This is a genomic window from Nocardioides sp. YIM B13467 (assembly GCF_042788075.1).
Taxonomy (GTDB): domain Bacteria; phylum Actinomycetota; class Actinomycetes; order Propionibacteriales; family Nocardioidaceae; genus Nocardioides.
Genome location: NZ_JBHZPJ010000046.1, coordinates 2,316,639 through 2,338,089, shown reverse-complemented (window position 1 = coordinate 2,338,089; position 21,451 = coordinate 2,316,639). Strand labels below are relative to the sequence as shown.

At 69.5% G+C, this 21,451-nt stretch carries 18 protein-coding genes and 2 pseudogenes; 7 read left to right on the top strand and 13 right to left on the bottom strand.

Going from position 1 to position 21,451, the window contains the following annotated elements; translation table 11 throughout:
- Nucleotides 1-154: 154 nt before the first annotated feature.
- Nucleotides 155-1,306 (bottom strand): alcohol dehydrogenase catalytic domain-containing protein, encoded by a 1,152-nt coding sequence (locus ACFX43_RS18290; protein ID WP_378831504.1) that lies wholly within the window; start codon nucleotides 1,304-1,306, stop codon nucleotides 155-157.
- A 62-nt stretch (nucleotides 1,307-1,368) separates the two neighbouring features.
- On the opposite strand from ACFX43_RS18290, the gene ACFX43_RS18285 reads away from it, so the two are divergent.
- Nucleotides 1,369-1,938 carry a TetR/AcrR family transcriptional regulator gene (locus ACFX43_RS18285; protein WP_378831494.1) on the top strand — a complete coding sequence of 190 codons (570 nt, stop codon included), beginning with the start codon at nucleotides 1,369-1,371 and terminating at the stop codon, nucleotides 1,936-1,938.
- A gap of 4 nt (nucleotides 1,939-1,942) precedes the next feature.
- Here ACFX43_RS18285 and ACFX43_RS18280 read toward each other — a convergent pair whose 3' ends face one another.
- The 7 genes and pseudogenes from ACFX43_RS18280 to ACFX43_RS18250 all read right to left on the bottom strand — a co-directional run bounded on the left by ACFX43_RS18280 (nucleotide 1,943) and on the right by ACFX43_RS18250 (nucleotide 6,477).
- Nucleotides 1,943-2,830, bottom strand: a complete 888-nt coding sequence (locus ACFX43_RS18280) for a bile acid:sodium symporter family protein (protein WP_378831489.1) — start codon at nucleotides 2,828-2,830, stop codon at nucleotides 1,943-1,945.
- Nucleotides 2,831-3,015: 185 nt separating this feature from the next.
- The gene (locus ACFX43_RS18275; RefSeq protein WP_378831482.1) at nucleotides 3,016-3,351 is read right to left on the bottom strand and encodes a DUF1048 domain-containing protein; all 336 of its coding nucleotides are present in this window, start codon (nucleotides 3,349-3,351) and stop codon (nucleotides 3,016-3,018) included.
- A gap of 134 nt (nucleotides 3,352-3,485) precedes the next feature.
- Nucleotides 3,486-3,758, bottom strand: coding sequence for an HNH endonuclease (locus ACFX43_RS18270; RefSeq protein WP_378840975.1), 273 nt, complete (start codon nucleotides 3,756-3,758; stop codon nucleotides 3,486-3,488).
- A gap of 48 nt (nucleotides 3,759-3,806) precedes the next feature.
- Nucleotides 3,807-4,328 (bottom strand): annotated as a pseudogene (locus ACFX43_RS18265) (DUF222 domain-containing protein); the annotation flags it as partial.
- An 82-nt stretch (nucleotides 4,329-4,410) separates the two neighbouring features.
- Nucleotides 4,411-5,013, bottom strand: coding sequence for an energy-coupling factor transporter transmembrane component T family protein (locus ACFX43_RS18260; protein WP_378831477.1), 603 nt, complete (start codon nucleotides 5,011-5,013; stop codon nucleotides 4,411-4,413).
- A gap of 166 nt (nucleotides 5,014-5,179) precedes the next feature.
- Complete coding sequence (locus ACFX43_RS18255) at nucleotides 5,180-5,869, bottom strand: energy-coupling factor ABC transporter ATP-binding protein (protein ID WP_378831470.1); 690 nt, start codon at nucleotides 5,867-5,869, stop codon at nucleotides 5,180-5,182.
- On the bottom strand, nucleotides 5,866-6,477 hold the full coding sequence (locus tag ACFX43_RS18250) for a biotin transporter BioY (protein ID WP_350663818.1): 612 nt from the start codon (nucleotides 6,475-6,477) through the stop codon (nucleotides 5,866-5,868). The genes ACFX43_RS18255 and ACFX43_RS18250 overlap by 4 nt, the downstream gene beginning before the upstream one ends.
- Nucleotides 6,478-6,588: 111 nt before the next feature.
- Between ACFX43_RS18250 and ACFX43_RS18245 the strand changes: the two are divergent.
- Nucleotides 6,589-6,690, top strand: a pseudogene (locus ACFX43_RS18245) (TetR family transcriptional regulator); the annotation flags it as partial.
- Between the two features lie 17 nt (nucleotides 6,691-6,707).
- On the opposite strand, the gene ACFX43_RS18240 reads toward ACFX43_RS18245, so the two are convergent.
- Nucleotides 6,708-7,967, bottom strand: a complete 1,260-nt coding sequence (locus ACFX43_RS18240; RefSeq protein WP_378831458.1) for a DUF222 domain-containing protein — start codon at nucleotides 7,965-7,967, stop codon at nucleotides 6,708-6,710.
- A gap of 145 nt (nucleotides 7,968-8,112) precedes the next feature.
- On the opposite strand from ACFX43_RS18240, the gene ACFX43_RS18235 reads away from it, so the two are divergent.
- Entirely contained in the window at nucleotides 8,113-8,964 is an 852-nt protein-coding gene (locus tag ACFX43_RS18235; protein WP_160025248.1) for a bifunctional methylenetetrahydrofolate dehydrogenase/methenyltetrahydrofolate cyclohydrolase, read from the top strand.
- Nucleotides 8,965-8,968: 4 nt separating this feature from the next.
- Nucleotides 8,969-9,331: a DUF3017 domain-containing protein gene (locus tag ACFX43_RS18230; RefSeq protein ID WP_378831446.1), complete on the top strand. Its 363-nt coding sequence runs from the start codon at nucleotides 8,969-8,971 to the stop codon at nucleotides 9,329-9,331.
- A gap of 54 nt (nucleotides 9,332-9,385) precedes the next feature.
- Here the strand turns inward: ACFX43_RS18230 and ACFX43_RS18225 are convergent, their stop codons facing one another.
- A complete protein-coding gene (locus tag ACFX43_RS18225; protein WP_378831440.1) occupies nucleotides 9,386-10,471 on the bottom strand; it encodes an MIP/aquaporin family protein in 1,086 nt (361 codons plus the stop codon).
- Nucleotides 10,472-10,732: 261 nt separating this feature from the next.
- Between ACFX43_RS18225 and ACFX43_RS18220 the strand changes: the two genes are divergently transcribed.
- Entirely contained in the window at nucleotides 10,733-12,925 is a 2,193-nt protein-coding gene (locus ACFX43_RS18220) for an NADP-dependent isocitrate dehydrogenase (protein WP_378831435.1), read from the top strand.
- A gap of 225 nt (nucleotides 12,926-13,150) precedes the next feature.
- Nucleotides 13,151-16,684, top strand: a complete 3,534-nt coding sequence (locus tag ACFX43_RS18215) for an ATP-binding cassette domain-containing protein (protein WP_378831431.1) — start codon at nucleotides 13,151-13,153, stop codon at nucleotides 16,682-16,684.
- A gap of 32 nt (nucleotides 16,685-16,716) precedes the next feature.
- Here ACFX43_RS18215 and ACFX43_RS18210 read toward each other — a convergent pair whose 3' ends face one another.
- Together ACFX43_RS18210 and ACFX43_RS18205 are read right to left on the bottom strand one after the other, a co-directional pair.
- Nucleotides 16,717-17,256, bottom strand: coding sequence for a Clp protease N-terminal domain-containing protein (locus tag ACFX43_RS18210; protein WP_378831424.1), 540 nt, complete (start codon nucleotides 17,254-17,256; stop codon nucleotides 16,717-16,719).
- Nucleotides 17,256-17,468 (bottom strand): helix-turn-helix domain-containing protein, encoded by a 213-nt coding sequence (locus tag ACFX43_RS18205; protein WP_141802873.1) that lies wholly within the window; start codon nucleotides 17,466-17,468, stop codon nucleotides 17,256-17,258. The genes ACFX43_RS18210 and ACFX43_RS18205 overlap by 1 nt, the downstream gene beginning before the upstream one ends.
- A 120-nt stretch (nucleotides 17,469-17,588) precedes the next feature.
- On the opposite strand from ACFX43_RS18205, the gene ACFX43_RS18200 reads away from it, so the two are divergent.
- Nucleotides 17,589-18,791: an MFS transporter gene (locus ACFX43_RS18200; RefSeq protein ID WP_378831415.1), complete on the top strand. Its 1,203-nt coding sequence runs from the start codon at nucleotides 17,589-17,591 to the stop codon at nucleotides 18,789-18,791.
- On the opposite strand, the gene ggpS is transcribed toward ACFX43_RS18200, so the two are convergent.
- Nucleotides 18,788-21,070, bottom strand: a complete 2,283-nt coding sequence (ggpS, locus tag ACFX43_RS18195; RefSeq protein WP_378831400.1) for a glucosylglycerol-phosphate synthase — start codon at nucleotides 21,068-21,070, stop codon at nucleotides 18,788-18,790. The two genes, ACFX43_RS18200 and ggpS, sit on opposite strands and share 4 nt — an antisense overlap.
- Nucleotides 21,071-21,451 lie beyond the last annotated feature (381 nt).

Below are 21,451 nucleotides of genomic sequence, written 5' to 3'. Positions count from 1 at the left end.
TCAGCTCCGCCAGGTGATCAGCGCGTCGAGCGCCTCGATCCGTCCCCGGAGACCAGCAGCGGGTTGACCTCGAGCGACTCGAGCTCGTCGCCGAGAGCCACGGCGATCGCGCCGATCCTGGCGCCCGCCCGAGCGGGCCCATCGGTGGAGGTCGTCAGGCGAGGTCGAGCGGGTCGCGGTGGAGAACGACCTTGGTGGTGTGAGCCGGGTAGGCCTCGATGGCGTCGTCCCAGTCGGCGAGCAGGCTGGTGACGCGCTCGGCCTCGAACCCGGTGCGGGCGATGAAGTCGAGCATCTCCGGCAGGTGTGGCCGGACGTGGGAGACGCCGACCTGGAGGGTTGCGCTGGTGGCGTACATGTCCATCACCGGGAGCAGGGTGTTGGCGCCCAGGTAGTAGCCGTTGCCGGTGCAGATGCCACCAGGGCGCAGCGCGCGCAGGGCGTCACGCAGGCCCTGTCCGGTCGAGGAGGCCTCGACGGCGATGTCGTAGCGCTGCGCGATCCGTGGCATCAGTGACCTGCGGCGTGACCGGTCGATCCTGTGGACGGTCGCGCCGAAGCTCTCGGCGATCTCCAGACGGCTGTCGCGATCGTCGAAGTAGTCGACGCGCTCGGCGCCGAGCAGCACGGCGAGACCGGCGGAGTAGAGGCCGATGCTCTGCGCGCCGCCGCCGATGACGAGGACGCGACCGCCCGGTCGCTGCGCGAGGGTCGGGGCGACGCCGCGCCAGGCGTCGGTGAGGTTGTCGCCGGCCGAGGCGACCCGTAGCGGGTCGACACCCTCGGGGACCCGCACCAGCATGTGGTCGGCGAACGGGATGCGGAGGGTGTCGGAGATGACGCCGCCCCAGGCCCCGGACGTGGGCCCGAACCCGAAGCACGACAGCGTTCCGCCCGGACTGGTGGGCACGAAGGTCGAGCACTTCGCGGTCAGGCCGAGTCGGCACTCGTAGCAGTTGCCGCACGACACCGCCCAGGGTACGACCACGATGTCGCCCACCCGCATGTCGCTCACCGCATCGCCGACCGCGGTGACCTGGGCGATGGCCTCGTGACCGATGCCGAACGGGCCGGCGAACGGCTCCTTGCCGATGATGTCGGCGACTGCCGGGTCGATCGCCCCCGACCTCATCGCGGCCTGCATCGCCCGGTGCTTGAGCCCGTGGAGGTGCAGTGGGAGCGCATCGCCGTCACAGCGGCTCGCGACGAACGGCCGCACCAGCGCATCGCCGGGATCGGCCAGCACCGGGTCGGGCTTCTCCACCCAGCCGAGGTGGCCGGGCTTGATCAGGTTGAGCTCACGCATGCCCTTCTCCTTTTGCTATGCTATGCAACACAGCATAGTGGCGGGATCGGAGGAACGGATACATGGGGTTGCGCACCGACACCAGGCAGCGCATGGTCACCAGCGCGGCGCTCCTGCTGCGCGAGCACGGCGTCGCCGGTACGTCGGTGGCCAAGGTCCTGGCGCACAGCAACGGCCCTCGCGGGTCGGTGGGGTTCCACTTCCCGGGAGGGCGTCGTGAGCTGATCACCGATGCGCTCACGTGGGCGGGGGAGAGCGTCACCGGCAGTCTGCGCGAGGCGGCAGGCGCGGGAGTCGACCCTTCGAGGGTCTTTGTCGCCATCTGCCAGCACTACCGGGCACAGCTCCTCGACACCGACTTCGCGGCCGGGTGCCCCATCGGGGCGGCCATGCAGGAGGCCCATCACGACGCCGATCTGGGGCCTGTCGTCAACGGCATCGTCGCCGACTGGCAGGGCGCGCTCGCTGACCTGCTTGCCGGGTCGGGGCGTACCAGGAGCGAGGCCGACGACCTCGCGGTGCTGGCCATCAGCTCCCTCGAGGGCGCGATCATGATGGCTCGCGTCACCAGGTCGACGGCGCCGATCGACGTGGTCGTCGACCGGATCGCCCCGCTCCTCGCGAGCGAGTAGCCGCTCAGGTGGTGACGTCGTGCGGCTCGGCCGGCCTTGCCACTCGGGACCGGGTGATGAGGAAGCCGAAGGCGGTGGCGAGGACGTACATCACGATGCTGTAGACCGCGGCCGGGATCGCGACGGTGGTGTTGTCGAGCACGCTGAGCGCGATGGTGAGAGCCACGGTGGTGTTGTGGATCCCGACCTCCATCGAGGTGGCGATCGCCTGCGGCTGGCCGAGCTTGAACACCCGAGCGCCGAGGTAGCCGAGGCAGAGGCTCGCGCAGCAGAACAGCGTCACGACCACGCCGATCTCGCGGAGGTAGTCGGCGATGTTCTCCCGCTCACCGAGGATCGCGCCGACCGAGACCATGACCAGTACGACGATCGAGAAGATCCGCACCGGACGATCCGCCCGTGCGGCGAACGTCGCTGACCGGCTCCGCACCAGCATCCCGATGCCGACCGGAACCAGCACGATCGCGATGACCTGGAGGACCTTGCCGAACTGCAGGCCCAGGGTGTCGCCGGCGTCGAAGTAGCTGATCGCGGCGTTGGTGATCAATGGGATCGAGACCGCAGCGAGCACCGAGTTGACCGCCGTCAGCGTCACGTTGAGCGCGACGTCGCCACGGAACAGATGGCTGAACAGATTCGCCGTCGTCCCGCCCGGCGAGGCGGCCAGCAGCATGACGCCCACGGCGATCAGCGGATCCACGTCCGCGACCACGACGAGTCCGAACGCGATCATCGGCAGAACCACGATCTGGAGCGTGAGCGCGACGAAGACGGCTCGCGGGGTGCGTACGACCCGGCGGAAGTCTCCCGGGGTCAGGCTCAGGCCCAGACCGAACATGATGATGGCCAGGGCGATGGGGAGGCCGACCGAGAGTAGGGCCGAGTCGTTCACTGTGTTCCTCCAACATGCGGGGCCGCCGCCACGGACGGCCCGAAGAGACGTGCGTCACAGTGGACCATGTGGAAGAGGTCAACCACAGTCTTATCCCGACATTTTCGCCCCGGGTAGAACGCATCCCCTGCCGCGAGCGGCCTTCTCGGCTCGCGACAGGGGAGGTGCGGGGAGCATCGCCGGGCTCACGCGAGTTTCTGGGCGACCTCGTTGAGGTTGGCGCGGAGCTTGGTGCGGTAGGCGTCGTGCTGTTCGGGCAGGCGTGCGTCGCAGAAGGCGGCCAGGTCGGTGCCGGTGACCTCGATGACCTTGCGGCCGTTGGCGGCCTCGGTCTCGAACAGGTCCAAGACGTCGCGGAGGATCTCGACGATGTCCATGCCGTCGCCGGCGGTGAAGCGCCACATGTAGCTCTTCATCTCTGTGTAGACGGTGCGGTAGTCGGCGGGTAGTTCGGCGGCGCGGGCTTCCATGCGCTTCCAGTCCTTCTTGTCGCCTACGAGGCGGCTGAGGAGGTTGTTCATGGTGGTGCTCCTTTGGATCGGTTGGTGTTTGTTTCCTGGCTCCGGTGTTTGGGGCCGTGAAAGAAGCGTGCAGCCCTGACGTAGCGTCAAGGTCAAGCACCGATCCGAAGAAAGTTCCCGCAAGCCCTGGGATCTCAGGCCGCGAGGCGGTGAGTGTGGAGTACGCGGCGCAGCCTGCGTTCTGCCGGCGACAAGGATCGTGGATCCGGCGGCCAGGTGCCGGGCGGCGGGCTGATGTAGGTGTGCCCGGTGGGGGTGATCGTGATGATGCTGCCGTCGGGCCCCGGTCTGGCCCGCCAGCCAAGGGCCTCCTTGGCCTGATTGCACCGTTCGCACAGCCCTTGGAGGTTGTCGGCACTGGTAGTGCCGCCGTCTGCGTGGCGTTCGATGTGGTCGATGTTGCGGATCGGGGCATCGCAGCCATTGGTCCGGCAGATCCCACCGTCGCGGGTGGTGATGAACTCGGCGAGTCCGTCGGGTGCCTTCCGGGCGCGTGATTCCATCGCGACCAGTCGCCCGGCTGGGTCGGTGAACAACCGGCGGACGAAGACCTCGGCATCGGCCAATGCTTCACGGGCCCAGGCCGCGGGGACGGGGCCGTAGCCCTCGACCAGGGCTGGCTGATCCGCGTCGCCGGTGAGGGCGTCGGCGGTCATCACGATCTTGACCTCGACCCGAGGCTTCGCACCGTCGGTGGCGCCGCGCCCGGTGATCCGATCGACCAGGGTGTCGGCCATGACCTGGCCCCGGGTCCGCTCATCGCCTGCTGCGTGGGCAGCCTTCGCCGCCTGGTCCAGTGCCGCGAAGACCGCGACGCCGTCCTTGACCGGGAGCAGGGCACCGAGCCAGGTCATCGTGTCGGGTGCCGGGCGGAGGCTGACGCGGCGGTCCTTCTCTGCGTTGGCGGCCCTGGCGACGACGGATGCTTGGTCGAGGGTGATGGCGAGTTTCTTGGCGGCGTTCTCGAGTTGGCGTAGNCGGTAGTTGTGGGTGACGAGAGTCGACTCTCGTCACCCACAACTACCGACTCGGCCGGCAGAACTACCGATTCGGCGGGGGTCAGTCGCCGAGGCCGCGGGCCTTGAGGGCGTCGCCGGTCTCGTGGGCGCGGGCGACGACGCGGATGACGAAGGGGGATAGGTACGCCCTGGGGTGCCGGATGCCGCGAGCGCGAGCCGCGTCGCGGGTCTCGAGGAGGAGGGCGATGCTCGCCGGGATGCTGGTGATGGCCAGGCCGATCACGAGCGCGACCCCGTCCGGGTTGACGCCGATCGGCTTCAGCGGCGTGATGAGCCGGGTGAACAGGTCGAGCATCGCGTTGACCTCGGTGGTGGCGGTGAGGATGAGGCCGCCGAGCGCGAGGGAGAGCAGGTCGACGCCGGCCTCGACCGCGCGTGGCCATCCGTGGGCGTAGCCCTGGAGCGCGGAGAGGACGAGCGCGACGAGGAGTACGCCGCGGGCCGCCCGCCCCACCTGCCGCATCGGCAGCCGGGCGATGAGCGTGACCACCACCGCGATCCCGAAGAGAACCCCGGTGGCGACAAGGCCGTGGAGCACCACGAGTAGCGTGCTGAACACCAGCAGCCCGAGCAGCTTCGCACCCGCCGGAGTGCGGTGCAGGAGGCTGTCGCCGGGCAGATAGGCGCCGAGGAGGTAGCTCATCGCCATCCCCGGTCTGCGGCACTTTCCCGCCATGGCGGGCAAATGCCGCGGCTGCGGTCGTCGGCTGCCCGCCGTTTCCCGCCATGGCGGGAAACTGCCGCCCGCCGAGCCGCCACCCGCCCCCACAACCCCGCCATGGCGGGAATTTGCCCGGCGCCCGCGAACATCACACCCCCACCGACTGCGTGTAGTAGGCGACGGCCTCGTGGGCCGGTCCGTCGAAGGTCACCGCCCCGTCGGCGACGACCAGCGCGCGGTCGCACCGCGCGGCCAGGTCGAGGTCGTGGGTGACCAGGACGAGCTGCTGGGAGAGCCCGAAGAGTGCGTCGGCGACCAGTCGGGTGTTGGCCAGGTCGAGGAGGGTGGTGGGCTCGTCGGCGACGACGATCGACGGCTCCGCGGCCAGCACCCCGGCCAGCGCGAGCAGCTGCCGCTGCCCGCCCGACAACGTGTGCACCGACTGCGTGGCCAGGCCCTCCAGCCCGAACCGTGCCAGGACCTCGAGGGCCCGAGTCCGCCGCTCCGACGAGGAGCGCACCAGCCGCCGCAGCGACAGCTCGACGTCCTCGACGCAGGTCGGCATGACCAGCTGAGCGGATGGGTCGGTGAAGCAGAAGCCGACCCGGCGACGTACCTCCTTGCCCTTGCGGGCGACGTCGAGCCCGTCAACGACAACACGCCCCGAGGTCGTGGACACCAGGCCGTTCAGCAGCCGGGCGAGCGTCGACTTCCCGGAGCCGTTGCCGCCGATGATCGCGATCCGGCCCTCGGTGAGCGTCAGCGAGGTGGGGGAGAGCAGCACCCGGCCGCCCTCGTCCTCCGGAAGCGCGACCCCCGCGGCATCGAGCTCGATCATCGGCGCAGCAGGTTCGGGAAGGCTCGGTGCACCTCAGCCGCGACGATCGCCACCAGCCCGGTCTTGACCAGGTCGCCGAACCAGAACGGCAGGTCCCACTTCCACACGGTGCTCAGCGGCTCGCCGGAGTAGATCATCATCCCCGCGATGCCGAGGGGGTGGACGATCAGGATCGAGCCGGCGATCGAGCACAGGAACACCACGACGGCCCGGGTGCGGGCGGGCCCGGCGACGTACTTCACCAGGAAGCCGACCAGCGCCGCCATCAGCGGGAACGAGATCAGGTAGCCGCCCGAGATCCCGGCGAACTTCGCGAAGCCGGAGGTGTGGTCGGCGTAGACGGGCAGCCCGATGCCGCCGAGCAGCAGGTAGAGGGCGACGGCCAGGAACCCGCGTACGGGACCGAGCAGCGCGCCCGAGAGCGCGACCGCGAAGGTCTGCAGGGTGATCGGCACTGCGGTGCCGGTCGGGATGTCGCCGACCAGGGTGGAGGCGCAGATCAGCCCGGTGAACGCGGCGATCAGGGCGATGTCGGTGGTCGTGAAACGGGCCGGCTTCGACTCGTCGGCCTCCGGGGTCGACGTCGCACTGGTGGGGGACTCGGTCATACTCGCTCCTGCGTACTCAGACCTGAACCTTGGTCAGGTGAACGGTGTTCAGGTTAAGGTCGACGTACGTCTTCGTCCACTTCGTCCCACCACCCGGCCCCTGGGAGCAACATGCGATACCGCCGTGAGGACGTCGTCGCCCGCGCGCTGCAGGTCCTTGACGACTACGGTCTCGCCGACCTGACGATGCGCCGTCTCGGCACCGAGCTCGGCGTACGCCCCAGCGCGCTCTACCACCACTTCGCCAACAAGCAGTCCCTGCTGGCCGCGGTGGCCGACGAGATCCTGCTCCGCGGCCGGCACGAGCCGTCGGGGGCCTGGGACGTACGCGTCACCGCCATCTGCACCGACCTGCNGAGATCAGTTGGACCGCCTTGGGCCCATTCGATCCAGTGGTGGGCTTCGGCCCAGGTGCCGGGGATGTCGCAGCCCTCGGCCTCACAGGTCGCCGATCGGAGCAGGAGGGCGCGGCGTTGGGCGGCGGTGAAGAAGCGTTCCTTACGGCCCAGGTCGAGGACCTCTGAGGCGCCGCCGAGGACGGCGGGGATGATGTTTGCGGTGCAGGCCAGCCGCCGGGCCTCAGCTGCGGTGATCGGGGTGCCGCCAAGGATCTGGGCGATGCCGGCCTCGTTGCGGAGCTGGTCGATATCGATCGTGACGATCACCGTGGTGGCGTCCCCGCCGTGGATGGGCATCCGGGCGGGGTCGAGGGTCTCGAGGAGCTGGCAGAACGCCCGTCCGAGGCGCCGGTGGTAGGGCAGGTACTCGCCGGTCTCGGTGCGGGTGCCGTCGTCGCGGCGGGGTGAGGCGAACGCTTCGAGGTTGGTCGCGAGCCGGTCCGCGGCCGCGTCTGGGATGACCGCGGTGATCCGGGTGGTGCCATCCCCGAGCCGCCGCATGGCCAGGCGGGTCTTCTTCCGGGCGTGGGCCTCCTCGGCGGCGAGGCGTCGGGCTTCCTCGGCCTCGGCGATCTCGGGGGCGATGACATCGAGGATCCGTCGCCCCAGGCGGCGCAGCTGGGTGGGGTCGAACCGGGTCGCGTAGGCGACCAGGGCTTCTTCGGCCTTGGTCTTGATCTCGGGGTCGAGATCGGAGGGAAGGTCGTCGAGGGCATCGACGATGACGTGGGCCTGGGCAGGGTTGCAGTCGCCACGGCGCATCGCGGCCGCGACCTGGTGATAGGTCCGGTCCAGTGCCTCGGCGAGCCGGAGGTCGGCGCGCAGGGTCTCGGGGCGTTGATGGGTGTGGTGATGCAACCACGCCGCCACATCCCGCGCCGCGCTCTCGGCGGCCACATCGTCAGCGGCCGCGATCACCCGGAGCTCGAGCTCGGCCAACTGTGCCTTGGCGCGGGCGATCTCGAGTAGCGTGGCGGCCTTCTGCTCGGTGGCCATGAACGCCGGGTTCGCCTCAGAGACCAGACCAAGCGAGGTGGTGACCGCGACCACGGCCCCCAACACGGGGTGTTGGGGTTGTTGCAGCGTGGTCATCACGGTCACCTCCCGACATACGNGACGAGCCACCTCGGCGGGAAATCGTGTCAGAGCGAGCCGACTCGGCCTGGGATTTGGTCAAGATGAGCCGGCTCGGCGTCGCGTACAAGAAACACACAGACTCGAGTGACAGGATGAAGACGTGACCGCACAGAAGCTGGACGGCACCGCGACGCTGAAGGCGATCAAGGCCGAGCTCGCAGAGCGGGTCGAGAAGTTGAAGGCCCAGGGGATCACCCCGGGGATCGGGACCGTGCTGGTCGGTGATGACCCGGGCTCGCACTGGTACGTCAACGCCAAGCACAAGGACGCCGCCGAGATCGGTGTCGCCTCGACCCGTGTCGACCTGCCCGCCACCGCGACCCAGGCGGAGGTCGAGAAGGTCATCGACGAGCTCAACGCGGATCCTGCCGTCACCGGCTACCTCATCCAGCAGCCGACCGGTCTGGACGAGTTCGCGCTGCTCTCCCGGGTCGCTCCGGAGAAGGACGTCGACGGGCTGCACCCCTACAACCTCGGCAAGCTGGTCCTCGGTGAGGACGGGCCGCTGCCGTGCACCCCGGTGGGCTGCATCGAGCTGCTGCGGCGTCACGGGGTCGAGATCAACGGCGCCGAGGTCGTCGTGGTCGGCCGAGGGCTGACCGTCGGGCGTCCGCTGGGCCTGCTGCTCACCCGCCGTAGCGAGAACGCCACGGTCACCCTGTGCCACACCGGCACCCGCGACCTGGCCGCCCACACCCGCAACGCCGACATCGTGGTCGCTGCCGCGGGCGTGCCCGGGATCATCACCAAGGACATGGTCAAGCCCGGCGCGGCCCTGCTCGACGTCGGCGTCTCCCGGGTCGACGGTAAGATCGCAGGAGACCTGGCCGAGGACGTGTGGGACGTGGCTGGCTGGGTGTCGCCGAACCCGGGTGGGGTGGGTCCGATGACACGCGCCATGCTGCTCTCCAATATCGTCCTCAGCGCCGAGAAGGCTCTCGAAAGGCTCTGACACCGTGTCCGTCCACCCCCCGCTCAGTCCCACACCGGCAGCTCCCGCACCGGTGGCGGCGGCGCCTGAGCACGAGAAGACGGACCTCCAGGACGTACGCGGCTTTCCCTCGACCATCGGCGGGTTCGTCTACCTCGGGGTGCTGACCGCGGCGATCGTCGGTCTCGGGCTGGTCGGCTTCGGCCACTGGCGGGTGGGGATCATCGTCCTCGCCGCCGGGGTGGGTGCCGCGTCGCTGGGGCGTGCGGTGCTGCGTACGAAGGATGCCGGGATGCTGGCGGTGCGCAACCGCTGGTTCGACGTGGCCCTGCTGGCGCTGACCGCGGGCGCGCTGTGGATCCTCGCGGTGACCGTTCCAGGCGAGTGAGACGTACAAATTGACGAAGGCCGCCCCGAGGGGCGGCCTTCGTGCTTCTCGAGACTACTGCTCGATCGGGACCCATTCCTGCTTGGCGTAGTCCCAGCGCCAGCCGTCCTGCTCGTAGACCGGGAGGTCGCCCTCGGCGGCCGGGGTCGGCTGCTGCCAGGCCGGCTGACCGCCGCCGCCGGAGACGACCGTGCGGTCGCCGGTGTCCGGAGCCGGAGGCGTCGGGTTGGCGGCGGGCGCGGCGGGTGCCGCCGGAGCAGCAGCCGCGGGAGCCGCCGGGGCCGCGGGCGCCGCCGGGGTGGCAGCCTGGGAGTCCCAGGACGGGATGTTCTGGGCCGGGGTCAGGTTGTCGCCGCCGAAGGCGAGGCCGGCGCCCGCGATCTCGGAGCCGTCCTTGTCGAAGAGCAGCGGGTAGACGAAACCGGCGACGGCGCCGCCGAGAGCCGGGACGATCAGGAAGACCGGGAGGTTGGCCAGTGCGTCGGTGCCCGAGAAGAGAGCGGGGCCGAACGAACGGGCGGGGTTGACCGAGGTGCCGGTCAGGGGGATGCCGACGAAGTGGATCGCGGCCAGCGAAAGGCCGATGGCGAGCGGCGCAGCGGTGGCGTTGGTCCCGGCCCGGACGTCGGTGACGCCGAGAATGATGAAGACGAAGATGAAGGTGAGGACCAGCTCGACCAGGATCGCGCCGATGAGGCCGGTGCCGGCTCCGTCGCCGAAGCGGTTGGCGCCGAGGCCGCCGTCGTTCCACGAGTTGTAGTCCGAGGAGAGCGCGACGAGGAAGAGCACGATCGCACCGAGGGTCGCGCCGACGAACTGCGCGCCAATGTAGGCGCCGGCGTCCTTCCAGCTGATCCGGCCGGCGGTGGCCACACCAAGCGTCACCGCCGGGTTGAAGTGGCCGCCGGAGATGCGACCGAAGGTGTAGGCGCCGATCACGACGGCGATACCGAACGCCAGGCCGACAGCGGCGACCTCGAGGCCCCAGATCGCGTTCTCGGGTCCAGCGTGGGTGGCGCCGGCGACGATTGCGACGACCGAGCCGCACCCGATGAACACCAGGATGAATGTCCCGATGACCTCGGCTGCGAGTTTCTGGATGAAGGTCGGCTCAGCCGCCGACAGTGATTCCTCAGTCATGTCCCCTTAACCCTTCAATGTCTGTTGACGTCGGTCAGACCCATCGACACCCGAGAAGCACTCAGGTATCAGCAGTCACCTGAACAACATGAGGTGTTTACACACAGTAACTCTTTTGCGACGGCACATCGTGGTGCTTAGGTGGGGCGGGGCGGTGTCTCATCACCCTTTCTGATATCTTGATGTCAAGACACTTTCTTTCGTCCGGGACCCCGGCCTCAGTCATACGCAGATCGCAACTTGTCAGGAGTAGCCACAGCAATGGCCGCACGAATCATCTACACCCACACCGACGAGGCGCCGCTGCTGGCGACGTACTCCTTCCTTCCGATCGTCTCGGCCTACGCGGCCAAGGCGGGGGTCGAGGTCGAGACGCGTGACATCTCCGTGGCCTCGCGGATCCTGGCCCAGTTCGGCCTGGCCGACGACGCGCTCGGCGAGCTCGGTGACCTGGCGAAGACGCCGGAAGCCAACATCGTCAAGCTGCCCAACATCTCCGCCTCCATCCCGCAGCTGAAGGCCGCGATCAAGGAGCTGCAGACCCAGGGCTACCAGATCCCCGACTACCCCGAGGCGCCCAGCACGCCCGAGGAGGAGGAGATCCGGTCGAAGTACGACAAGGTCAAGGGCTCCGCGGTGAACCCGGTCCTGCGCGAGGGCAACTCCGACCGTCGTGCGCCGGGCTCGGTCAAGGCGTACGCCAAGGCTCACCCGCACACCAACAAGCCGTTCTCCGACGACTCCAAGACGACCGTCGCCACGATGGGTTCGCACGACTTCAAGTCCAACGAGAAGTCCGTGACCCTCCCGGCCGACGACACGCTCTCCATCGTGCTCGAGAAGGCCGACGGCGAGACGGTGACGCTGCTCGCCGAGCTGCCGGTGCTCGAGGGCGAGATCGTCGACGCGACGTACATGTCGGTGGCCAACCTGCACGCCTTCCTCGAGAACGCGCTCGCCAAGGCCAAGGCCGACGACGTGCTCTTCTCGCTGCACCTGAAGGCCACGATGATGAAGGTCTCCGACCCGATCATCTTCGGCCACGTCGTGAAGGCCTACTTCACCGACGTCTTCGAGAAGTACGGCGCTGACCTCGAGGCCGCCGGCCTGTCCGCCAACGACGGCCTGGGCGCGATCCTGTCCGGCCTCCCCGGCCTGGAGAAGGGCGCCGAGATCGAGGCCGCCTTCAAGGCTGCGATCGAGGCCGGCCCGCGCCTGTCCTACGTCAACTCCGACAAGGGCATCACCAACCTGCACGTCCCCTCCGACGTCATCATCGACGCCTCGATCCCGGCTCTGGTCCGCAACGGCGGCAAGCTCTGGGGTGTCGACGGTGGCGAGGACGACACCCTCGCGGTGATCCCGGACTCCTCCTACGCCGGCGTCTACCAGACCGTCATCGACGACGTGAAGAAGAACGGCCCGCTCGACCCGGCCACGATCGGCACCGTCCCCAACGTCGGTCTGATGGCGCAGAAGGCCGAGGAGTACGGCTCCCACGACAAGACCTTCCAGATCGAGGCCGCCGGCACCGTCCGGGTGCAGAACTTGGCCGGCGACGTGCTGATCGAGCACGACGTCGAGGCCGGCGACATCTGGCGCGCCTGCCAGACCAAGGACATCCCGGTCCGCGACTGGGTCAAGCTGGCCGTCAGCCGCGCCCGCGACTCCAAGACCCCGGCCATCTTCTGGCTCGACGAGTCGCGCGCCCACGACGCCGAGCTGATCAAGAAGGTCACGACCTACCTGACGGAGCACGACACGGAGGGTCTCGAGATCAAGATCCTCTCGCCCGAGCTCGCCACTGCGTACTCCCTCGAGCGCCTGCGCAACGGTGAGGACACCATCTCGGTCACCGGCAACGTGCTGCGTGACTACAACACCGACCTGTTCCCGATCCTCGAGGTCGGTACGTCGGCGAAGATGCTCTCCATCGTCCCGCTGATCGCCGGTGGCGGTCTGTTCGAGACCGGTGCGGGCGGCTCGGCGCCGAAGCACGTGCAGCAGCTGGTCGAGCAGGACTACCTCCGCTGGGACTCGCTGGGCGAGTTCTTCGCGCTGGTGCCCTCGTTCGAGAAGTACGCCGAGCAGGCCTCCGCTCCGGCCGCGAAGGTGCTCGCCGGTGCGCTCGACCGGGCGACCGCGACCTTCCTCGAGAACGACCGCTCCCCGGGTCGCAAGCTCGGCACCACCGACAACCGCGGCTCGCACTTCTACCTGGGTCTCTACTGGGCCCAGGAGCTCGCCGCGCAGACCGAGGACACCGAGCTCGCCGCCGCGTTCAAGGGTCTCGCCGAGACCCTGGCTGCCAACGAGGCCAAGATCGTCGAGGAGCTCCTCGCGGTCCAGGGCAAGCCCGCCGACATCGGCGGCTACTACCTGCCCGACCCCGAGAAGGTCACCGCCGTGATGCGTCCCTCCGCGACGCTCAACGAGGCGATCGACTCTTTCTGATGCACCTCACGACGGCCCGGCACGGACTCCGTGCCGGGCCGTCGTCCCATTTCGGGACACCTTCCGGGCGTACGTGACTTTGCTCTCCAGATCTTTCTTCTGATTCCTATAGATGCAGGTCAGCGTGGTGTTTGCTGGCGCGTGAAGGCGGAAAACCTTTAGGCGAGTGTCGGTGGTCGCACTTACCGTGATCTTCTGATGACTGCGACGCTCTCGACTCCGCCCGTGCCCACCTCAGGCAAGGCTCTTGGAGTCCCCACCGACCCTGCCGACCCGAGCCGGCAGGTCGACTGGCGACGCCTGAAGGGGCCGGTGACGGCCGCCGCGCTGATCGCGCTGGCTGTGGCCATGGTGGCCCAGTCGATCGGCACCGTCGTGGCCGGACGGCTCGCCGAGAACCCGACCGCGAGCCTGGTCGGCTGGCTGGCGCTGTGCGTCATCGGTGCCTCGCTGATCGACTCGACGGCCAAGATCGCCTGGGTCGGGGTCTCCGACCGGGCAGAGGGCAAGCTGCGCGAGGACGTGCTCCAGGCCGCCATGCGGCAGCCGCTCTCCGAGCTGAGCGAGCAGGCCGTCGGCGAGATCCTCGACCGGGTCGACGACGACTCCCACGAGGTCGGCAACCTGCTGCGCTGGCAGCTGTGGATGCTGTTCCGCTCGGTCTTCGCGGCACTGCCGATGTGGATCGTGGCCAGCTTCACCTGGTGGCCGGCGGCGATCCTGTTCCCGCTGCTCGCCGCGGTGACCTGGTTCGCCATCCGCCGCCTGCTGGGCAAGATCTCCGAGCTCAAGGTCATCGAGGAGGCCTCCTGGACCGACCACGCCGCCGTGCTCGAGGAAGGCATCGCGGGGCGTGACGACCTGCGTACGAGCCTGGGCCAGGACCACGTGGTCGCCCGGGTGGCGCGGCTGTCGGCGACGGTCCACGAGAAGTTCCGTGCGGTCGTCACGGTCGAGGCGAAGGTCGGCCGCCGCGCCGGCGTGCTCCTGCACTCCCTGCTCGCCGGCATCGGTCTGGCCGGCGTGGCGCTCGCCGCGAACGACCGCCTCGGGATCAGCGCTCTGGTGACGCTGTTCCTGGTCACGAGCACGTTCGTGGGCCAGATCGCGATGCTCGCCAACCACCTGCCCGACATCCAGGCCGGCTTGGGCGCGGTCATCCGGCTGCGCCAGATGATGGGCTCCGAGCCGGAGCCCGAAGGCGGCGCGCCCGTGCCCGACGGGGGAGCCCTCGAGGTCGACCTGCGCGACCTGACCTTCTCCTACGCCGAGGGCACCTTCGCCCTCCAGGGCATCTCGCTCACGGTGCCGGCCGGCGACACCATCGCCCTTGTCGGCCGCACCGGCTCCGGCAAGTCGACGCTCGCCTCGCTGCTCTCCCGGGCCGTCGAGCCGCCGCGCGGCTCGGTGTTCCTGGGTGGCGTGGACGTACGCGACCTCGACCTGCAGCAGCTACGCGCCTCCGTGGGCGTGGTGACTCAGCGCACCGAGATCCTGGCCGGCACGCTCGCGGAGAACATCGCGCTCTTCGACGACCTGCGTCCGCGCGAGGACATCGAGCGGGCGGTCGCCCGGCTGGGGCTCTCGGAGTGGGTCGCCGGCCTGCCCGACGGGCTCGACACCCTGCTCGGCCCCGGCGGCACCTCGCTGTCGGCGGGGGAGGAGCAGTTGGTCGCCTTCGCCCGGCTGCTGGTCCGTGACGTACGAGTGGTCGTCCTCGACGAGGCGACCGCGCGGATGGACCCGCTCACCGAGCGCCGGGTGGTCGCGGCCGCCGACCGGCTGCTGACCGGGCGCACCGGGATCCTGATCGCCCACCGGCTCTCCACGATCGAGCGGGCGCCGCACGTGGCCGTGCTCGACCACGGCCGGGTGATCCAGCACGGCCTGCGGGCCTCGCTGGCGACCACGCCGGGACCGTTCCACGACCTGCTCGAGGCCAGCCGCACCGATCACCACGACTCGCCCTCACCGATCGCCAAGCCTGCCGACCACTCCACCCTCGACCATGTCGCGGAGGGCAACGTGGGCGGCAAGCGCCGCTCGGGTGCTCCGCCGGACGTCCCCGAGGTAGGCACCGGGCCGTCGCTCGCCCGCGGGATGCTGCACGTCCTGTTCCTGCGCCCCGAGTGGGGCGTCGCGGGTGCGCTGCTGTTCCTGTTCGCCTCGATGACCGGTGCGCAGGGTGCCTTCACCGGGCTCCTGTGGGGCCGGATCGTCGAGTCGCTGCAGGACGGCGGCAGGCCGACGGTGATGTCGGGGCTGCTCGTGCTCAGCCTGCTGGCCGCGCCGCTGATGCTCGCCGACGCCTTCTACCGCTACCCGCGCTGGTGGATCGAGGTCATGCTGCGGGCCCGGATGGCCGTGCTCTACGGCCAGACCCGCCAGCACCGCCTGACGCGTACACCGCCGGGCGAGGTCGTCGCCCGCTCGATGGACGCGGACCGTTACGCCCGCTATGCCGACCGCTGGGTCGACTTCGTCAACGGCCTCGTCATCGCGACGATCACCGCCCTGCTCGCAGGCACCGCGCTCGCGGGCGCCGTGCTCCTGGTCGTCATGATCGCCTCGGCGCTGGCCTCCGCGGTCGGTCGGCCGATCGCCGGCCGCTCGGCCGCGGCCTCATCCGCCGCTCGCGCGCGGTTCGGCCGCGCCGTGGTCTCCGCGCTGGAGTCCGTACGCACCGTGAAGCTGGCCGCGGCCACCCCGCAGGTCCACGCCCATCTGCAGCACGTCGACTCGGGACGGGTCGAGGCGGCGGTGAAGGAACACCGGGTGCAGGCGTTCCTCGACGGGGTTCCCGCGCTCATGGTCCAGTGCGGCGTCGTGGCTGCCTGGGGGATCTACTTCGGCGGCGGCTGGGGTCTGGCCACCGCGCTGCTGGTGGCCAACGCGGTCTCGGGTTTCGACTGGTTCGGCCGGGTGGCCGGCATGGTCGTCACCGAGGCTCCGGGCACGCGTGCGTGGCAGAAGGAGACCAGCCGGTTCGCCGGCGGTCGCGACCTGATGGATCTGCCGCCGGGCGTCGACCTGGTCACCGGCGAGGCGCCGGATCCGGGTCCGGTCGACCAGGTGCCGCTCGAGTCCCTCGAGCTCTCGGCCCTGTCGGCGGTCCACGACGACGGCACGATCGGCGTCTCCGACGTCTCGCTCACGATCTCGCGCGGCGAGCTGGTCCTGCTCGTGGGGCAGGTCGGCTCAGGCAAGTCGTCCCTGCTGGCGTCGCTCGCCGGCCTGATCGAGCACACCGGCACGATCCGGTGGAACGACGAGCTGGTCCAGGACCCGCAGTCCTTCCTGAGGCCGGGGCAGGTGGCGTACGTCGCCCAGGTGCCGCGGGTGCTCTCCGGCACGTTTGCCGACAACATCCGGCTGGGCCACGACCGACCCTTCGACAGTCCGGTCGCCGACGCGCGGCTCGAGCTCGACGTCAAGGAGGCGGGCGGCGCGGACGCGATCGTCGGTCACCGTGGCGTACGCCTCTCCGGGGGACAGGTCCAGCGTCTGGCCCTGGCGCGAGCGCTGGCCGCCGACACCGAGCTGCTCCTGGCCGACGACGTCTCCAGTGCGCTCGACGCGGCCACCGAGATCGAGCTCTGGCGGGCGCTGCGTGACCGGCACACGACGGTCATCGGCGCCACCTCGAAGCGAGCCGCTCTCGCCCAGGCCGACCGGGTCGTCGTCATGGTCGACGGCGAGATCGCGGCTGTGGGTCCATGGACCGAGCTGGCTCCCGCCTGGTCCCACCTGGCCGGCTGACGCCCGCCTCATCGGGAGGCGGGGGTGAGACCTCAGGCGGCCTCGCCGTGCTCGAGTGTGCGGCGCAGCGCAGCAGCATCCACGCCGAGGGCCTGTAGTGCAGCATGTCCTTCCCCCTCCGCGCGAAGGATGCCGAGCAGGATGTGCTCGGTGCCAATCGAGCGGTCCTTGAGCCGGATCGCCTCGCGCAGCGAGAGCTCGAGGACCTTCTTCGCGTCCTTGGTGAAGGGGATGTGCCCGCCGAGACGGCGGCGCGGCTTCCCACTGTCCAGGGCACCGGCGCCGAACACCTCCTCCACCTTGGAGCGCACCGCGTCCAGGTCGATCCCGAGCGTGGACAGCGCGTCGGCGTCGTCGTTGCCGAGGCGCCCGTGGGCGCGCTCGATCTCCGCCCGCAGCGCGGCGGCATCGACCCCGGCCTCGGCGAGCGCCCGGGCGGCGGACGAGCCGGCGCTGGAGCCGATCGCCAGCAGCAGGTGGTCGTCGCCGATGCGCTCGTGACCGAGCTCGGCGGCGTACGTCTGGGCAGCGGTCACCGCATCGCGGGCCGGCTTGGTGAACCTCTCGAACATCACATCTCCTTCGCGTACTTCTTGTGGACCGCCTGCCGGCTGACCTCCAGCGCGTCGGCGATCTCCTGCCACGCCCATCCCTGTCGGCGGGCGTTCGCCACCTGCAGCCGCTCCAGCGAGTCGGCGAGGCGACGCAGTGCGAGCGCGGCTCGCAACCCGGTGCTCGGGTCGGCGCTCGCGGCCGACTCGGCAAGGTCCTTCGCATCCGTCATGCTGTCAATATAGGTTGACATTCACCTCGTGTCAACCAAGGTTGACGAGACCGTGGGCGTCGGGACCCGCGTCACACCGATTCACGGAATAGCCCACAAATCGCCGAAGGTTAGGCAGTAGTGACCGACACCGCCAGCACCGAGACCGCCGTCAGGCCGGTCACCACCGTCCAGTTCGTGATCGCCATGCTCGCCCTCGCGACGGGCGGGTTCGCGATCGGTACGACCGAGTTCGTCACCATGGGCGTGCTGCCCGAGATCGCCGAGGGCGTCGGCGTCGGAACCTCCACGGCAGGCCACCTGATCAGCGCCTACGCGGTCGGAGTGGTGGTCGGCGTACCGATCCTCTCGTTCTTCGTCGCCCATCTTCCGCGCAAGGGGCTGCTGCTGTCGCTGATGGCGGCGTACGCGCTGTTCAACCTGCTCAGCGCCGTCGCCGTCGACTACAAGATGCTGCTGGTCGCGAGGTTCCTCGACGGTCTCCCGCACGGCGCCTACTTCGGCGTGGCGAGCATCGTCGCGACGTCGATGGCCGCGCCCAAGCACCGCGGGCGAGCGGTCGCCCTGGTGATGCTCGGGCTCTCGGTCGCCAACGTGATCGGCGTCCCGTTCGCGACCTGGCTCGGTCAGACCGCCGGCTGGCGGGCACCGTACGCAGCTGCAGCAGGCCTCGCCCTGCTGACCGCGGTCCTGGTGCAGCTCTCGGTGCCCCACTTCCCGGGCGACCCGAACGCGACCGGCCGCAGCGAGGCCGGCCGTTTCTTCACCAACAAGCAGGTCTGGCTGACGATGCTCGCGGGCGCGATCGGCTTCGGCGGCATGTTCGCGGCCTATTCCTACATCTCCCCGATCGTCACCGACACCGCCGGTCTGGCCGAGGGGGCTGTGCCGTGGTTCGTCTTCGCGTTCGGCACCGGGATGGTCGTCGGCACCTGGGTCGCGGGGGAGCTGGCCCGCTGGTCGGTGATGGGCTCACTGCTCGCCAGCAGTCTCGGCATGGTGGCGGTGCTGACGCTCTTCTGGCTGGTCGCCCCGGCCGGGTGGTGGCTCGCGCCGGTCGCCTTCCTGACCACCGCGATCGCCTCGGTGCTGGTGATCAACCTGCAGGTGCGCCTGATGGACGTCGCCGATGACGCGGTGACCCTCGGCGCCGCGATGAACCACGCGAGCCTCAACATCGCCAACGCCCTCGGCGCCTTCGCCGGTGGCCTGGCCCTCGACGTCTGGAGCGTCCGCGAGGCGCCGCTGGTCGGCGCCGGCCTGGCCGCCGCCGGGATGCTGGTGCTGCTGTGGAGCACCAGCATCCACCGGCGCCGGGCCTAGAGGGCCTCCTCGTTGCCGTCCGTGGCGGTGGCCGCCTCGACCGCCGCCAGGAACCCGTCGGCCCAGGCCTTGGAGTCGTGGTGGCGGATGGTGTCCCACAGTCCGCGCATCCGGTCCTTGGCCTCGGCCTCGTCCATGTCGACGGCCTGCAGGAAGACCCGGACCATGTCGGAGACGTCATGGGGATTGGTCAGCACCGCCCCGCGCAGCTCGGCGGCCGCCCCGGCGAACTCGGAGAGCACCAGCGTGCCGCTCGTGCCGCGGAGACCGTGGACCGCGGCGTACTCCTTCGCGACCAGGTTGAGGCCGTCGCGCAGCGGGGTGATCCACATGACATCGGCGTTGGCGTAGTAGGCCAGCAGCTCCTCGAACGGGATCGGGCGGAAGTAGAAGTGGACCGGCATCCAGCCCATCCGCGAGAACCGGCCGTTGATCCGCCCGACCGCCTGCTCGATCTGGTTCTGCAGCGTCTTGTAGACGGTCATCTCGCCGGCCGCGGGCACGCACACCAGCACCAGGGACAGCTCGCCCAGCAACGACGGGTCCTCCAGCAGTGCCCGTTCGAAGGCCTCGAGCTGCTGCAGCACGCCCTTGGTGTAGTCGAGCCGGGAGACGGCCAGCGCGATCCGCTGACCCTCGAACTCGTCCTTCACCCGAGCGATCGAGCTCTGCACCGCAGGGGAGGCCAGGGTCTGCTCGATCCGCTTCGTGTCGACGCTGACCGGGTTGGCGCCCAGGTGCACCCGGCGTCCGCCGACGTCGATCACCGAAGGCATGACATCGAGACCCAGCGCGAAGCCGTACGTCCGGAAGCGGGGAGCACAGTCCTCCGTCTCAACGACCTCGACCGGTGCCACGCCGCGGGCCACGTCGACGAAGTTCTCGACCTGGCGGGGGATGTGGAACGAGATGTAGTCGCACTGCAGCAGCGAGCCGATGATCTCGCGGCGCCACGGCACCACGTTGAACACGTCCGCGCCGGGGAAGTGGGTGTGGTGCAGGAACGCGATCTTCACGTCCGGCCGCATCTCCCGCAGGTAGGCCGGCACCATCCACAGGTTGTAGTCGTGGATCCAGACGATGCCCCCGTACGCCGCCTCGGCCGCCGCCTGCTCGGCGAAGGCCCGGTTGACCCGGCAGTAGACCTTCCAGTCATCCTCCTTGAACTTCGCCCGTTCCCAGAAGGTGTGCAGCAGCGGCCAGAACGCCTCCTTGGAGAAGCGTTTGTAGAAGACGTCGACGTCCTTCTTCGACAGCGGCAGCCGGGAGGCCACCAGGCCCGGGTAGAGCTTCGGGTCGACGACCGTATGGGTGGCGAACTTGCCGCGCTTGGGGTCGTCGATGGACCAGGCGACCCAGGATCCGGTGCGCTCGGTGAAGAACGACAGCAGAGTCGGGATGATGCCGTTGGGCGACTTCGGACGCCGACGCTTGACCTCTCCGTCCTCGATCACCTCGTCATAGGGGAGCCGGTGGTAGACCATGACGAGGTCGGACTTCCCGGGGTCGTCGGCGTCGTTCTCCGGGTCGTAGATGTGCTCGTCGTCGAGCAGGTTGAAGTGCCTGATCGCCTGCAGGATCCCGCCGGTGCCGGGGGAGGTGGCGTGGAACGTACGCCCCTTGTCGCGGGTCGCGTCCAGCAGCAGGTCCTCGGCCTCGCCGACGCAGACGCCCGGGAACCCGATGTCGTACATCGACAGGTCGTTGAGGGTGTCACCGGCGACCAGCACGCGGTCCTTGGGGATGCCGAGATGCTCGACGAGCTTCGTCACGGTGTGGCCCTTGTTGATCCCGCCGGGCAGCACGTCGAGGTAGTGGCTGGCGGAGTAGAGCAGGTCGCAGCCGATCTGCGCGACCAGCGGGGCGAGGTCGTCGGTGACCGCCTCGGGGTCGCAGAAGTAGGAGACGCGGCGGTCCTGGGGCACGTTCTGCCGGACCAGTCCGGGGCGGTCGCCGATCTTCTCGAGCACGGTGAGCTCGCCCGGCCACTTGGCGGCGATCTCCTGCTGGATGGGCTCGACGGCGAGCAGGTCGTGTCCGGTCACGATGGTGGCGCCGACGTCGCAGATGATGAAGTCGGGCGTCGGGATGGTCGGGTCGGCGAGCAGCGGCAGCACCGACTCCAGCCCACGGCCGGTGACGAAGGACAGAAGTACGTCCTCGCGGCGGCTCAGCGTCTGGTACAGCTTGACCTTCGCCTCGGGGTCGCCGGCTAGGAAGGTTCCGTCCAGGTCGGTCGCAAGCAGCATGCGTGCGTTGGCAGCGGACGTGTCGTTCACAAGTCTCCTCGAGGGTCGCCTGGCCTCGAGGCCGATTCGGCAGCTGGCCCGAGGCTGCGGACCCCTTGGAGGATCCGCGGGTCGACCAAACAGGCTAACAGGGGCATGTGTCAGGCCGGAAACGGGCATTTGACGGGCTATCGAATCCCCGCTGAGTAGAGCCTCTCAGGAGGTCCACAAACTCGTAAGAAATTGGATGCACCTGTTCGATAACTCCGTCGAGAATCTGTCGTTGATGGGTCATGCGGATCCTGCCCGCGGCCTTCACGAAGACCGCGGGCGACCACGGTCCTCGACGTTGATCACGGGGGGCGCCGAGGCCCATGGCCGGCACGCAGGTCGGTGCCGCGGGCAGGGTCCACAGCTCGTACGGATCGGTTC

Coding starts and splice junctions, on each gene's coding strand:
- ACFX43_RS18290 (WP_378831504.1), bottom strand. CDS start 1,306: ATGCGTGAGCTCAACCTGATCAAGCCCGGCCACCTCGGCTGGGTGGAG.
- ACFX43_RS18285 (WP_378831494.1), top strand. CDS start 1,369: ATGGGGTTGCGCACCGACACCAGGCAGCGCATGGTCACCAGCGCGGCG.
- ACFX43_RS18275 (WP_378831482.1), bottom strand. CDS start 3,351: ATGAACAACCTCCTCAGCCGCCTCGTAGGCGACAAGAAGGACTGGAAG.
- ACFX43_RS18260 (WP_378831477.1), bottom strand. CDS start 5,013: ATGAGCTACCTCCTCGGCGCCTATCTGCCCGGCGACAGCCTCCTGCAC.
- ACFX43_RS18255 (WP_378831470.1), bottom strand. CDS start 5,869: ATGATCGAGCTCGATGCCGCGGGGGTCGCGCTTCCGGAGGACGAGGGC.
- ACFX43_RS18250 (WP_350663818.1), bottom strand. CDS start 6,477: ATGACCGAGTCCCCCACCAGTGCGACGTCGACCCCGGAGGCCGACGAG.
- ACFX43_RS18225 (WP_378831440.1), bottom strand. CDS start 10,471: ATGACTGAGGAATCACTGTCGGCGGCTGAGCCGACCTTCATCCAGAAA.
- ACFX43_RS18220 (WP_378831435.1), top strand. CDS start 10,733: ATGGCCGCACGAATCATCTACACCCACACCGACGAGGCGCCGCTGCTG.
- ACFX43_RS18210 (WP_378831424.1), bottom strand. CDS start 17,256: ATGTTCGAGAGGTTCACCAAGCCGGCCCGCGATGCGGTGACCGCTGCC.
- ACFX43_RS18205 (WP_141802873.1), bottom strand. CDS start 17,468: ATGACGGATGCGAAGGACCTTGCCGAGTCGGCCGCGAGCGCCGACCCG.